Here is a 13,383-nt window from a genome sequence, read left to right on the forward strand (position 1 = left end):
GGCCATGGAGTCTCACTTCCTCATGCGCTCACCGGCATTCATGATGATCCTGCTTCTTCTCCACTGGGCCGTGCTGGCGACGTTCCCGGCGGCGGCCAGTGAGGCGGCGGCTCAGGACGTCGCCAATGCCGCACCCCTCGTCTTTGATGGCAAACAGCTGTTCCTGCTCCGAGGCGTCACCTCCTATCCGGCGCAGCGACGAGCCGAGTTCGTGCATGCGAAGATCACCGAAGCAGCCGACGATGAATCGGTTTCCGTGGACGAGCTCGCCATCGTCGACTCGGCGGACAGGACCGGGATCTATGCCGGCAAGCTGCTGCTGATCAATGTTTTCGATGTCGATGCCGAGTTCGAGGGGGTGGATCGCAGATTGCTGGCCACGGCCTATCTGCAGAGCATCTCCGATGCCATCCGTGACTATCGCCTCGATCGCAGTCCGGCGGTACTTCTGGAAAACACCGGGTTTGCCCTGGTGGCCACGATCGCGATGGTATTGCTGCTGTGGGCAACCACGCGGCTGAGCAACTGGCTCGATGCCTGGGCGGTGCGGCATGTGCAGCGCAACCTCGAACATCTTGCGCACCGCTCGCATCAGTTGATTCGCGCGGCACAGGTCTGGAGGCTGGTAGCCGGCGCGCTGCGGGTGCTGCGCTTTCTGGTGCTCCTGCTGCTGGTTTATTCCTACCTGAACACGGTGCTGGGCCTGTACCCGTGGACACGTCCCGCGGCGCTGGTTCTGTTCGACCTGGTTCTCGAGCCGATGAAGAGCCTGTGGCTGGGCTTCGTCGGCTCCATTCCGGACCTGTCATTCCTGGTGGTCCTGGGCCTGGTGGTGCGCTATGTGCTGGTGCTCACCAGGGCCTTTTTCAACGGGGTGGCAAGCGGCAGCATCAAGCTGGAGAATTTTGATCCCGAGTGGTCGGCACCGACGTACAAGATCGTGCGCACGATGATCCTGGCATTTGCCATCGTGATTGCCTATCCGTATATCCCGGGTTCCGATTCCGCGGCGTTCAAGGGAGTGTCGCTGTTCCTCGGCGTGATTCTTTCGCTCGGCTCATCGTCCTTCATCGCCAATGTGCTAGCAGGTCTTGCCATGACCTATCGCGGGGCTTTCAAGGAAGGGGACCGGATCAGGATCGACGATGTCGTTGGGCGGGTCGAGTCGATAAAACTGATGACCACGCGGATCCTCACCGCCAAGAACGAGATCGTGGTGATTCCGAACCTGAACATCCTGAATATCAACGTGGTGAATTTTTCGGTGATGGCGCGAGAGAAGGGCGTTGTGCTGCACACCTCCGTCGGCGTGGGCTACGACGCGCCCTGGCGCCAGGTCGAGGCGATGCTCCTGATCGCGGCGGCGCGGACGCAGGGGCTGAAGGCGGACCCCGCGCCCTTTGTCCTGCAGCAATCGCTGGGCGATTTCGCGGTGAATTACGAGCTCAATGTCTATTGCACCGACGACAGCCGCATTCCGTGGTTCTACTCCGAGCTGCACCGCAACATCCAGGATGTCTTCAACGAGCATGGCGTCCAGATCATGTCGCCGGCATACGAGGGCGATCCTGAATCGCCCAAGGTGGTCCCTCCCGAGCAGTGGTTTGCAGCGCCTGCTAGCAGGCCCGAAGACGCCTGATTCACTGCCAGAAGGCCGCGGTTCGCTCGAGCACCCAGATTACCGCGAGAGTACCGATCAAGTAGGCAACCGGGGTCGATGCCAGCTGCGCGGCCTGCCAGGAATTGTCGAGCCGTCTCGCGGTGGTCTTGTGCACCAGCGAGCGCACCACGTTCAATGCAACGAACACCGCCAGGATGAACGATAACTGGCCAAGCTCGACTCCGATATTGAAGAAGGCAAGAGCCGACGGAATGGCGTTCTCGGGAAGCCCGGTTTCGCGCAATGCGCCGGAAAATCCAATGCCGTGGAGCAGGCCGAAGACGAAGGCAACTGTCCACGGCCTGGTTATGGCGAGGCTGATTTTGCCGCTGCGGGCATGAACGATCTCGACCGCCACGAAGACGATGCTGAGGGCTATGACCGCCTCCACCGGCGTTTGCGGGATGCGGATCCAGCCCAGTGTCGCCGCCGCAAGGGTGATGCTGTGGGCGATGGTGAATGCCGTCACCGTGGCGATGAGCCGAGGCCAGCTCCTCACCAGGAACAGCAGTGCCAGCACGAACAGGAGGTGGTCCGTACCGAGAAGGATATGTTCCATGCCAAGAGGAAGGTAGGTGGCTGCTATCTGGGTCCAGCTTGCGGCATCGCTGACGGCGAACGCGGCATTCGTCGGCGTCAAACGTCGTGTCTGGCTGGTCTCGTCACTCCTGAGCAGGCGCACCAGGACATCGGTACGGGTGCTTTCCAGGCCAGTGATCGTGATGGTCGAGCCGTACAGGCTGGTGTCGCATCGTGTTTTCCAGCGCTCTATGTAGGCTCCCTCCGTGAACCTCCCATGGGGCGCAGTGCTGCGGCAATGGGCCGGAAATTCCACGCCGAGGCCGAGGCTCCTCCCATCCCGTGCCGGCACTTTCCACAGCACATCCCAGGTCTGGGGGTCGAGCTCCACCAGTTCCAGGTAGGCGGGGCGCACTTCGTGTGCCAGCGCGGCCCCGGCGAACAGGGAAAGCAACACCGGCAGGGCAATCAATAATGCGCCCAGGCGCAGCGGGATTCTCACGGGATCGTGTACCGCACATCGTAGCGCTTGCGCAGGGCCTGGTAGAACCGGTTGTTGGCCTCCGCGCTTCGCTCGGCACCGAGGTCCCGCTCGACCGACGCACGTACCTCGGCAAGTGTCGATACCCGCCCCGGCTGAAATTCTGAAACCTGAACCAGGTGCAAGCCATAGTCCGAAACATAGGGACCGCTCCAGCGGGCGATCGGGGCGGCGGTGATCTGTTGCGCCAGCTTTTCTCCGAACAAGCGAGTGACGCCGGCGAGACTCTCGTTGGCCATTTGGCGGGGGAGCAAGCCAGTATCTCCCGCGTCCGCCAGTTCATCGTGTGATGCCTGCGGATCGTTGAGGATCGCGAGCAGGTGATCGGCCCGCGCCCGCGGATCGTGCGAGGCGTCGTCGGTCCGGATGAAGACCTGGCTGAAACTGATGGTTGCCGGTTGCCGGTACCTGTCCTGATGCAGGTCGAGGTATGCCTGCATCTGGGCATCGCTGGCGGGAGCGACTTCGCTCAGGTCCGAATAGAGAAATTCCAGCTTCTGGCGCAACCGTCGCCGGATGACGAGGTCGTCCTTGTCGAGACCGAGTGCCACGCCCTCCCGATACAATATTTCTTCCTTGACGTGATCTTCGACCAGTTGCTGCATTTCTTCCCGCGTTGGCTGGCGCATCCACACGCGCCCGAACTGCTCGGCAATGACACGCATTCGGGCCTCGTCCACCACGATGCTTGCGGGGTTCGATTCGATGGGCGCGTCGTTCAGCGAGAAATAGAGTAAAAACAGCGCCCCGCCGAGCAACAGAAAGTGCAGCAGCGGGTCACGAAAGACCTTCAGGATCGGCAGCCCTTTCCCCTGGATCCGGATACCGGACAGCATCTAGCGGATGTCAGGGGTTGTACCAGATCGGTGATGTCCAGGCGCGCTCCTGGATGGTCGCCGGGAAATCCTTTGGCGGGTCGATTCCCAGCGTCTTGGCGTCATAGGTCGACCAGCGCGGAGTGGGGATTTCCAGCACTCGCAGGTAATAAAAAGCGGGGACGCCGGGATCGAAATCGGGGTCGGTCCACACGGTCTGCAATTCCGGACTGCCGATGGTGTTGGTATAGCTGGCATCGGCGATATCCACGGTGTTGCCGATCGGCGGGAGATCGCCCGCGGAATCGAGCTTGCGCTCGCCCGCCCAGACAATGTTGTGGATCTTTTCATGGCTCTTGCCATCTGTCCCGACCCAGCCCTTGACCATCTGCACGCGGTCCAGGTTGCCGCTGTTGGGGCCTTTCAGCGCGGCAACCATGAAGCGCGGTGCCTTGTCGTCGACGGATCCGGACAGCCTGCCACCCATGGGCACGCCCTTGCTGTATCCCGTTTCCGCCCACGATTCCGCAGCCGGCGTGGTGTCGCCGAAGTCGAAGCCGCCAAAGATCCGCACCGTGATGCGGCTGCCGCTGGTGGCCCAGGTTTCCTTGCGGTGCAGGGCATCCCAGATCGACTCGCGGGTATTCTCTTCCGCCCATACGTTCGACAGTCCCGCGCTGCCCTGTTCGATTTTCGACGGTTCGCCGGGGAGGCTTTCAAGCAGTCTCTGGTGAGGCGTGCCGGACTTCAGATTGTGCTCGCCCGTATGCTGGTATTCCTCGTGAGACACGATCGAGGTGTGGATATCGCCACCGCCAACGACACCGTATTCGAACGGGTTGATACCGATCGTTTGCTGCAGAACCATGCCATTGCGGAAGGCATTGCGGACGTAATTGGTTTCCAGGACCTTGACGGTTCCCGGTCCCGCGACCGGCTTGGTCCAGATTTCGAATCCGGCGAACTCGTCGTTCGGAGCCATCAGCGGATGGGTTTCGGACTGTCCCTTGGTCTGGATGATCTCGGTCAGTCGTTCGTTGCGCATCCTGGTTTCGGCGTAGGCACGGCTGATCGGGTTGCCGTCGGAGTCTTCCAGCGCGAACATCGCGCCATTGCTGAGATTTCCGTTGTGCGGAATCGCCAGCAGCTGCAGGCCTGCCTTGCGCTGCTCATCCATCCAGGCCCACAGGTCCTCGGGTTTTTGCGAATCGAAATAGGAGAAAGGGACCGGGAGCTTGCTGCTGGATCTGAAAATGACATTCCGGTGGAGGTTTCTCGTGTTGGGCTGGGACGACCATTCATAGCCGACCAGGGTGGTGAATTTCCCGGGCTCGTAGAAACTGTCGGCGATCTTCACGTATTCATCCCAGATCGTGCGCTTGAGTTCCGGTGAATTCAGGGTCGGATCCGGCTTGGTGGAGCCGTCGGGCTGGATGGTCTGGGAAACGAGACCATAAAACGCCTTGGTGGATGCGGCGATGTCATTTCCGGATCCGACAACCTGCGCGGCAAGCGGGTGTTTGGACAATGGATCATCGGGGTTGTACATCCGCACCAGGACGCCGAGATATTCCGCATGATCGGACTGGATCATGAAGTCGAGCGGGATCCGCAGTTGCACATCGAATCCGGCCGGGTGCTTGACCTTTTCGCCGCGCGCATGCCGGTAGGCATTGTCCGGGCCCAGGGTGACGTTGTAGATGGCCTCGTCGAACGACCACCCGGAATGCAGATGGGTCTGGCCGAAATAGGGGTTGCGAAGCTTGTTGTAACCGGTGGTCCTCGCTGTCTCTTCGGCCACTGCTGCCTGCAGCGTTATCAGACCGGCCAACAGGGAGCTCGCAAATTGCGCGGTAACGGGATTGCGCAGGATCGACATGGGGTACCTCTGCATTGGCTGGGTCAGGTTATGACGGGCCGGGAACGGCATCCGGCGCGTATTGTTCTGCGGACGAGGATAGCACCGATCCACCCGCGAAAGGCGCAGCGGAAGCGGCGCACAATTTCCCTGCTGCCAGTGCCTGATATTGCGAATAACGGATAGATCTTCGCTGCCTCCGGCTATTAGGTTTGCTCGTTGTGCCGTGTCGCCGGTGGTGAGCGGTATCCGGCGATGGCAGGCGCTTGAAAAAGGACGAACTCAGTGATGTTCAAGACCAAACGAAACCCTGGCCCGACCATGCTCTGTGCCGTGTTGCTCGCGGCAGCGCCGCCGGTTTTCTCCGGACAGGACGCCACCGGCGGCCAGTCTCTCGAGCAGGCGGCCAGCGATCCCACGGCCTCGCTGATGTCGCTGCAGCTCCAGGAAATCTACACCGGAAACTACCACAATCTCGATGACGAGAGCGGCAACACCGTGCAGTTGCGCGCGGCGCTGCCGTTCAGCACCGGCAGTCTGAAGCATATCGCGCGCGCGACGCTGCCGATGGTCACCGACAGCCCGTCGGGTGCGGATGGGATCAGCGATCTGGTGTTGTTCGATCTCGTTGTCTTCGACCAGCCCTGGGGACGCTGGGGCGTTGGCCCGGTCGCCCTGCTGCCGACCGCAAGCGATGACCGCCTGGGAGCGGAGAAGTGGGCCGCCGGTCCCGCAATAGGATTCACTGCCCGCAGCGGCAAGCTGTTGTGGGGCCTGTTCGACCAGAACCTGTTTTCGTTTGCCGGCGAGGGTGACCGTGATGATGTGAACGTCAGCATCCTGCAACCGATCCTGAATTATTCACTGCCCGACAAATGGTCGATCGGCACCTCGGAAATGAATTTCACCTACGACTACGAGAAAGAGGAGTGGGTCGCATTGCCGTTGGGAGTAAAGCTGGCCAAGCTGGTGAAGTTCGGTGGTCTGCCGGTGCAGTTCTCCGGCGCCTATGAATACAACTTCGATGATGACGACGTCGAACCCGAGTGGACGTTCAACTTCACCGCCAAGTTCCTGTTTCCCATTTGAAGCGCATCTTGCGGATGCGGTTCGATTCGGCGCCGTGAAGGGGGGGTGAGCGCGCCCGAACCGGGCGGTACGTCGACTTCGGGGCTCGCCGCTTGCGGCGATCCCGGCAATTGATCCGGCATCCGGCTTTTCGGCGCAAAGCCCGGGGTGCTAGCATCCGCCGGCGAAAGCGATCGAAATCAGAACCGGCGTTCGGCAACGAGACCCGGAGGAGGTCGAATGAATAACACGAAATCCGGATCCATTTCTTTCACCGGAATCATGATACGCATCGTCGTGTCATTGCTGCTGGTGTTGCTCACCTACAATCCCGGTGGCTATTCCTATTTCCACTGGGTGCTGGCCGATCTCGGCGCATTCGATGCGCTCAAGGGATTTGTCGGCGCGGTGTTGCTGGTGGCGTGGGTGGTGTTCGTGCGTACCGCCCTTGTCTCGCTCGGGAGCCTTGGGGTCATCCTCAGCGCGCTTGTGCTTGGCACGCTGGTCTGGATGCTCTATGACTTCGGCTTGCTGTCGACCACGCGCTCGTCGGCGTTCGTCTGGATCATTCTGGTGGTGACGGGCATCATTCTCGGCATCGGCCTGTCCTGGTCGCTGATCCGCCAGCGCGCGACCGGACAGGTCGAAGTGGACTGAGGGCCCCGGCTGCCGCTGTTCTTTTGCGCTGGCGCGCTCCTGCCTGCCGTTCCTGGTCAGTGCCCGCGCGCGATCGCGCGATAGCCGATATCGCGGCGATGGAAACTTCCGTTCCAGTGGATGCCGGCACATACCGTGTAAGCGCCGTGTTGCGCGGCGGCAACCGTGTCGCCGAGCGCGGTGACGCACAGCACGCGTCCGCCGTTGGTCACGACCTCGTCGTTCACCAGCGCCGTGCCGGCGTGAAACACCTTGCTGTCGGGATGCGCGGTCTGCGGCAGGCCGCTGATCACATCGCCCTTGGCATAGCTGTCGGGATAACCGCCCGCTGCCATCACCACGCCGACCGCGGCGCGCGGATCCCACTCGGCTTCCACCACGTCGAGCTGGCCGTCGATGGCAGCGTCGCACAGCAACGTGATGTCGGACCTGAGGCGCATCAGGATCGGCTGGGTCTCGGGATCGCCGAAGCGGCAGTTGTACTCGAGCACCTTGATGCCGCCATCGGGCGCGATCATCAGGCCGGCGTACAGGAAGCCGGTGTAGGTATTGCCTTCCAGCATCATGCCGCGCACGGTCGGCATGATCACATCGTGCATCACGCGGCGGTGGATTGCGGGCGTGACCACCGGTGCCGGCGAGTAGGCGCCCATGCCGCCGGTATTCGGTCCGCGGTCGCCGTCGTCGCGCGCCTTGTGGTCCTGGCTGGTGGCCAGCGGGAGCACGTTGCTGCCATCGACCATCACGATGAAGCTCGCTTCCTCGCCGACCAGGAACTCCTCGATCACCACGCGATGGCCGGCATCGCCGAAGGCATTGCCTGCCAGCATGTCGCGCACTGCCGCGATCGCCTGATCGATGCTGTCCGCGAGGATCACGCCCTTGCCGGCGGCGAGTCCGTCGGCCTTGACCACGATGGGCGCGCCGCGTTCGCGGATATAGCTTTCGGCTGCCGCGATCTCGGTGAAGCTGCGGTAGGCTGCGGTCGGAATCCCGTGTCGGGCCAGGAAATCCTTGGTGAAAGCCTTGGATCCTTCGAGTTGCGCGGCACCGCGGGTGGGGCCGAAGCAGCGCAGGCCGGCGACGCGGAAGTAATCGACCACGCCTGCGACCAGTGGCGCCTCGGGACCGACGATCGTCAGCCCGACCTTGTTGTGCCGGGCAAAATCCGCTAGCGCGGCAAAATCCATGGGGTCGATCGCGACGTTGCACACGCCGGGCTCACGGGCGGTGCCGGCGTTCCCCGGGGCTACATACACCGTGTCGACACGCAGGCTTTGGGCGGCCTTCCACGCCAGGGCATGTTCGCGGCCGCCGCCGCCGATGATCAGTACGTTCATGCTGTGCGGATTCCCTGTGTCAACGCGAGCGGTTCAGTGACGGAAGTGGCGCATGCCGGTAAACACCATCGCCATATCGTGTTCGTTGGCGGCCGCGATCACTTCGTCATCGCGTATCGATCCGCCGGGCTGGATCACCGCGCGGATACCGGATGCGGCGGCGTTGTCGATCCCGTCGCGGAACGGGAAGAACGCATCCGAAGCCATTACCGCGCCCTGCACCGCGAGGCCCGCGTGCTCGGCCTTGATCGCGGCGATGCGCGCGGAATTGATCCGGCTCATCTGGCCCGCACCGACACCGATGGTGCGGTTGTCACGGGCATAGACGATGGCATTGGACTTGACGAACTTGGCGACCTTCCACGCAAACAGCAGATCGCGCATTTCCTCGTCCGCGGGTACCCGGGCCCCGACCACGCGCAACTCGCCGTAGACCGCGAGATCCGCGTCCTGCACCAGCAGGCCTCCGGTGACACGCTTGTAGTCGAGCCTGGCCACTCCGGTCTCGGACCACTCTCCGCAGACCAGCAGGCGCACGTTCTTCTTGGCCGCGACCGCGGCCACCGCCGCGGGGCTCGCGGCGGGCGCGATGATCACCTCGACGAACTGGCGTTCCACGATCAGCGTGGCGGTGTCGGCATCGAGTTCGCGGTTGAACGCGATGATGCCGCCGAATGCCGATTCCGGATCGGTTGCATAAGCCAGTTCATAGGCCTCGCGCAGTGTGCTGCCGAGCGCCACACCGCAGGGGTTGGCATGCTTCACGATCACGCAGGCGGCGCTGTCGCGGAACTGCTTCACGCACTCGAGCGCGGCATCGGTGTCGGCGATGTTGTTGTATGAAAGCTCCTTGCCCTGCAGCTGGCTGGCGGTGCCGATGCAGGCTTCCGCGATCCGTTGCTCGACATAGAACGCCGCGTTCTGGTGCGGGTTTTCGCCGTAGCGCATTTCCTGCGCTTTGGCGAACTGCAGGCTGAAGGTGCGCGGGAACTCGCTCTGCCCGCCGCAGCCATCGAGGCGGCCGAGGTAATTGGCGATCGCGCCGTCGTACCGGGCAGTGTGTTCGAAGGCCTTGACCGCGAGATCGAAGCGGGTCGCCCGCAGGGTGCCACCATTGGCCTGCAACTCTTCGACGACGCGCGGATAATCTCCCGCATCGACCACGATCGCGACATCGCGGTGGTTCTTGGCCGCGGAGCGCACCATGGTCGGGCCGCCGATATCGATGTTCTCGATCGCGCTCGGCAGGTCGCAGTCGGGGCGCGCCACGGCCTGCTCGAAGGGATAGAGATTCACCGCCACCAGGTCGATCGGCGCGATGCCGTGCGCGTCCATCACCGCCTCGTCCTCGCCGCGGCGCCCGAGTATGCCGCCGTGGACTTTCGGGTGCAGGGTTTTTACCCGCCCGTCCATCATTTCGGGGAAACCGGTGTAGTCGGCGACTTCACGTACCGCGATCCCGTTGGCGGCGAGCAGCTTGTGGGTGCCGCCGGTGGAGAGGATCTCCACGCCGAGCGCGGCCAGCGCGCGCGCAAATTCGACGATGCCGGTCTTGTCGGAGACGCTCAGCAGCGCGCGGCGCACGGCCCTGGTTTCGGATTCGGTGTTCATGATGCGATTACCTGCAGAAGAAAAGAATGCTTGCGTCGCATGGGCGCATAGGGAGGGTGCCCGTCGCCGCAGCAGGATTGGTCCAGGTCCGGCACGCTCCTAGAGCATGCCGTATCGTTTGAGCTTCTTGCGCAGCGTGCCGCGGTTCAGGCCGAGGACCGCGGAGGCCAGGGTCTGGTTGTTGCGGGTGTACTTGAGCACCGCTTCCAGCAGCGGCGCCTCCACCTCCTGCAACACCATGTCGTAGACATCGGTGACCATCTGGCCATCGAGCTGCGAGAAGTAGTTGCCCACCGTGATCTCGACGCTCTGGCGCAACGAGCGGGTCGGCGAGCCTGCGGATTCGATGTTGGTGGCGGGATTTTCGGCGCCGTTGACCTGGCTCATGCTGCCATGACCCCCTCTTCTGTTGTTCGTTCGAAATATTCATCCAGTGCCTGCAATTGCTCGCTGGCGCCGGCAAGCGCGTGGAAGCTGCCGAGAAAGGCGCGCGCCCCGGCTTGTTCGGCGAGGTACCAGCCAACGTGCTTGCGCGCGGTGCGCACACCCTGAGCCTCGCCGTAGAACTCATGCAGCGCCTGCAGATGCTCCAGCATCAGGCGATGCAGCAGCGCGCGTGGTGGAGTCTGCACCCGGTGCTCCGCGCGCAGTGCGCTGTCAACGCTCGCGCACAGCCATGGCTTGCCCTGGGCGGCGCGTCCGATCATCACCGCGGCGGCTCCGGTAAAGTGCAGCACCTCGGCTGCCTTGGCGCCCGAGTCGATATCGCCGTTGGCAATGACCGGCATGTTCACGCTGGCGACGATATCGCGGATCGTGGCGTATTCCGCCTCGCCCGTGAAACGATCCGCGCGGGTGCGGCCGTGCACACTGAGCGCGCGTATGCCGCAGTCTTCGGCGATCCGCGCGATCTGCACATCGTTGCGCATGCTGCGGTCCCAACCGGTGCGGATCTTCAGCGTGACCGGCAATTCGGGCACCGCACTGACCACCGCGGCGAGTATTGCGCCAACCAGCGGCTCGTCACGCAGCAGTGCCGAGCCGGCGGCCCTGCGGTAGACGTTCTTCGCCGGACAGCCCATGTTGATATCGATGATCTCGGCGCCGAGCTCGGCTTGCTGGCGCGCGGCGCCAGCCATCTGCGCCGGAGCGTTGCCGACGATCTGCACCCAGCGCGATCCGCTGGATGCCGTGACGGTACGCCGCAGCCGCGATTTGCGGGTGTTCCACAGGCGCGTGTCGGCGCAAACCATCTCGGCGATCGCGAGCCGCGTGCCGAGGCGCGCGCACAATTGCCGGTACGGATGATCCGTCACGCCTACCATCGGCGCGAGCACGACCCGTGTGTCGACGGTGTGGGTACCGATGCGTAGCAAGAATGGCCTCTGCAAATCGTGGCGTGTGTTGGTGGAGTCGGGGCACAGGATGATAGCGGCAGGGCGCGGACGATTAAAGGGCCAGATTGAACTTTGCGGAAATTGTGCGCCGCTGCAGCCACCCGCGGTGATGCATCGCTCAGTCGGCGGCGGGCGGGATTTCCCGCAGGTACAACTGATAGTTCGTTGCATCCTCGCCGGGATCAACGATTTCGAGATGGGCGCTGACCGGTTCGCGCGGGGGCATCGCGGCGAGTGGCAAATCCTGTGGGTCGAGATATTCGTGCGGCAGGAACAGGCGGCTGGCAAGCACCCGCCCGCGCATATCGGAAAACACGATTTCCATGCCGGGAAAATCCTGCGCGAACGGTGCGTGGTTGCTGAGCAGCGCATCGACCAGCAGCAGGCCGGGGCGTCCGGGCGCGGGCCGTATGTGCAACGCCTCGCTGCGGATACGCGCGAAGTCCCGGAACGAGGGCAGCACGCAACCGATGCGCTCGCAGACCAGCGCGTAGGCCGGGCGCAAACGCGGATCGAGCGCGAGGGTATCGCGGTTGTGCCAGGCGTACTGGCCGACGAGGCCGAGCAGCGCCAGCAGGCAGGCCAAGGTCCAGGCGAGGTGCTGCCAGCGGCGCGCCACCGGCCCGCGTTCCATCTCGACGGGCTGCGGCGCGATCGGCGGGAGCGTGAATGATTCGACCGGCGCGATCGGGGCAGGCGTGAACGGCTCGGTGGCTGCGTCCTGATCCGCCGCGGCTGCTTCGCCCTCGAACAGCATCTCGTCGATATAGTTCTGGCTGATGCCGGCGTCGGGTGACGCTGCCGTCTGCGGCGCGGACCCGGCGGGCTGGTGCGCCCGGGCATCGAACACCTGGTCGCAGGCACCGCAGCGCACGCGGCCTTCGGCGGCATCGAGTTGCTCCTCGCTGACGCGAAATGTCGTCCCGCAGGCCGGGCAACGGGTGATTCCGCTGATCATTGCCCGCATTCCGGGTTGCGCGGGGTGCGTACCAGGTCGAGGCGGCACCATTCATCTCGGATCGAGGTGCCGGCCACATCGAACCATGGGCGGTAGGCTTCCAGCACCGCCGTCGCCTGGCTGGCCAGGACCCCGGAGAGCACGGCATGCGCACCCGTGCGCAGCAGGCGGGCAAAGCGCGGAGCGAGTTCCACCAGCGGACCGGCGAGGATATTGGCCAGCAGCACATCGGCGGGCCCGGTCTCGTCGAGCGCCTGCGGTGCGCAGGTTTCGAGCCGCGCCGCGTCGATGCCATTGCGGGTGGCATTGTCACGGCTGGCAAGCAGTGCCTGCGGATCGATATCGACCGCGCGTACCCGCGTCGCGCCGAGCAGCAATGCGGCCACACCGAGAATGCCCGAGCCCGAACCGTAATCGATGACCTGCCGGCCGTCGCACGGGTGTCCGGCGAGCCATTCGAGGCACAACGCGGTGGTGGGGTGGGTGCCGGTGCCGAAGGCGAGGCCCGGGTCGAGGTGCATGACCACTGCGTCGGCTTGCTCGACCGTGGCGCCGCCTGGGCACACCCAGAGGCGCGCGCCGAAGCGCAGCGGGGCAAAATGCTGCAACCACTCGCGCTCCCAGGCGCGTGCCGCGAGATGCTCCCAGAGCGGCGTCTCGGGCACCGAACCCAGAGCGCGTCCTAGGGTTTCGAGGATCCGGGCACGGTCTGCGTCCGGATCGAACAGTGCGCTGACCCTGACCTCCGGCCACAGCGGTGTCTCGCCCACCCCGGGTTCGAGGATCGCGATGTCCTGCTGGTCGCCGAGCGTCACGGACAGCGCGCCGGCCGCGAGCAGCGCATCCTCGAGCGCAGCGACGTCGTGCGCCAATGCGCTCAGATGCAATTGCAGGAATTCGCCTTCGGAGCCCATCGTCTGCCAGCAGGAAGAAGCGTGTTCACGACACCGCGCGGCGCG

General features: G+C 63.8%; 12 protein-coding genes. 3 read left to right on the forward strand and 9 right to left on the reverse strand.

Annotated features, from left to right (window positions below):
• The first annotated feature begins 22 nt into the window (after positions 1-22).
• Positions 23-1,639 carry a mechanosensitive ion channel gene (locus IPF49_12860; protein ID MBK6288498.1) on the forward strand — a complete coding sequence of 539 codons (1,617 nt, stop codon included), beginning with the start codon at positions 23-25 and terminating at the stop codon, positions 1,637-1,639.
• Position 1,640: 1 nt separating this feature from the next.
• Here IPF49_12860 and IPF49_12865 read toward each other — a convergent pair whose 3' ends face one another.
• The 3 genes from IPF49_12865 to IPF49_12875 are packed head-to-tail and all read right to left on the reverse strand — an operon-like array spanning position 1,641 to position 5,414.
• Complete coding sequence (locus IPF49_12865) at positions 1,641-2,663, reverse strand: HupE/UreJ family protein (GenBank protein MBK6288499.1); 1,023 nt, start codon at positions 2,661-2,663, stop codon at positions 1,641-1,643.
• Positions 2,664-2,677: 14 nt separating this feature from the next.
• Positions 2,678-3,556 carry a peptidyl-prolyl cis-trans isomerase gene (locus IPF49_12870; protein ID MBK6288500.1) on the reverse strand — a complete coding sequence of 293 codons (879 nt, stop codon included), beginning with the start codon at positions 3,554-3,556 and terminating at the stop codon, positions 2,678-2,680.
• Between the two features lie 10 nt (positions 3,557-3,566).
• Complete coding sequence (locus IPF49_12875; protein ID MBK6288501.1) at positions 3,567-5,414, reverse strand: DUF3604 domain-containing protein; 1,848 nt, start codon at positions 5,412-5,414, stop codon at positions 3,567-3,569.
• 300 nt (positions 5,415-5,714) lie between these two features.
• Between IPF49_12875 and IPF49_12880 the strand changes: the two genes are divergently transcribed.
• Together IPF49_12880 and IPF49_12885 are read left to right on the forward strand one after the other, a co-directional pair.
• Positions 5,715-6,482, forward strand: a complete 768-nt coding sequence (locus IPF49_12880) for a hypothetical protein (protein ID MBK6288502.1) — start codon at positions 5,715-5,717, stop codon at positions 6,480-6,482.
• Positions 6,483-6,701: 219 nt separating this feature from the next.
• On the forward strand, positions 6,702-7,118 hold the full coding sequence (locus tag IPF49_12885; protein MBK6288503.1) for a hypothetical protein: 417 nt from the start codon (positions 6,702-6,704) through the stop codon (positions 7,116-7,118).
• 56 nt (positions 7,119-7,174) lie between these two features.
• Here the strand turns inward: IPF49_12885 and purD are convergent, their stop codons facing one another.
• The 6 genes from purD to prmA all read right to left on the reverse strand — a co-directional run bounded on the left by purD (position 7,175) and on the right by prmA (position 13,338).
• Positions 7,175-8,458 carry a phosphoribosylamine--glycine ligase gene (gene purD / locus IPF49_12890; protein ID MBK6288504.1) on the reverse strand — a complete coding sequence of 428 codons (1,284 nt, stop codon included), beginning with the start codon at positions 8,456-8,458 and terminating at the stop codon, positions 7,175-7,177.
• A 33-nt stretch (positions 8,459-8,491) separates the two neighbouring features.
• Positions 8,492-10,069, reverse strand: a complete 1,578-nt coding sequence (gene purH / locus IPF49_12895; GenBank protein ID MBK6288505.1) for a bifunctional phosphoribosylaminoimidazolecarboxamide formyltransferase/IMP cyclohydrolase — start codon at positions 10,067-10,069, stop codon at positions 8,492-8,494.
• Positions 10,070-10,168: 99 nt separating this feature from the next.
• On the reverse strand, positions 10,169-10,456 hold the full coding sequence (gene fis / locus IPF49_12900) for a DNA-binding transcriptional regulator Fis (GenBank protein ID MBK6288506.1): 288 nt from the start codon (positions 10,454-10,456) through the stop codon (positions 10,169-10,171).
• Entirely contained in the window at positions 10,453-11,637 is a 1,185-nt protein-coding gene (gene dusB / locus IPF49_12905; GenBank protein ID MBK6288507.1) for a tRNA dihydrouridine synthase DusB, read from the reverse strand. Before dusB ends, fis begins: the two co-directional genes overlap by 4 nt.
• A complete protein-coding gene (locus IPF49_12910; GenBank protein MBK6288508.1) occupies positions 11,585-12,424 on the reverse strand; it encodes a DUF3426 domain-containing protein in 840 nt (279 codons plus the stop codon). Before IPF49_12910 ends, dusB begins: the two co-directional genes overlap by 53 nt.
• On the reverse strand, positions 12,421-13,338 hold the full coding sequence (gene prmA, locus IPF49_12915; protein MBK6288509.1) for a 50S ribosomal protein L11 methyltransferase: 918 nt from the start codon (positions 13,336-13,338) through the stop codon (positions 12,421-12,423). Before prmA ends, IPF49_12910 begins: the two co-directional genes overlap by 4 nt.
• Between the last annotated feature and the right edge of the window lie 45 nt (positions 13,339-13,383).

The organism is Gammaproteobacteria bacterium, assembly GCA_016705365.1.
Taxonomy (GTDB): domain Bacteria; phylum Pseudomonadota; class Gammaproteobacteria; order Pseudomonadales; family UBA5518; genus UBA5518.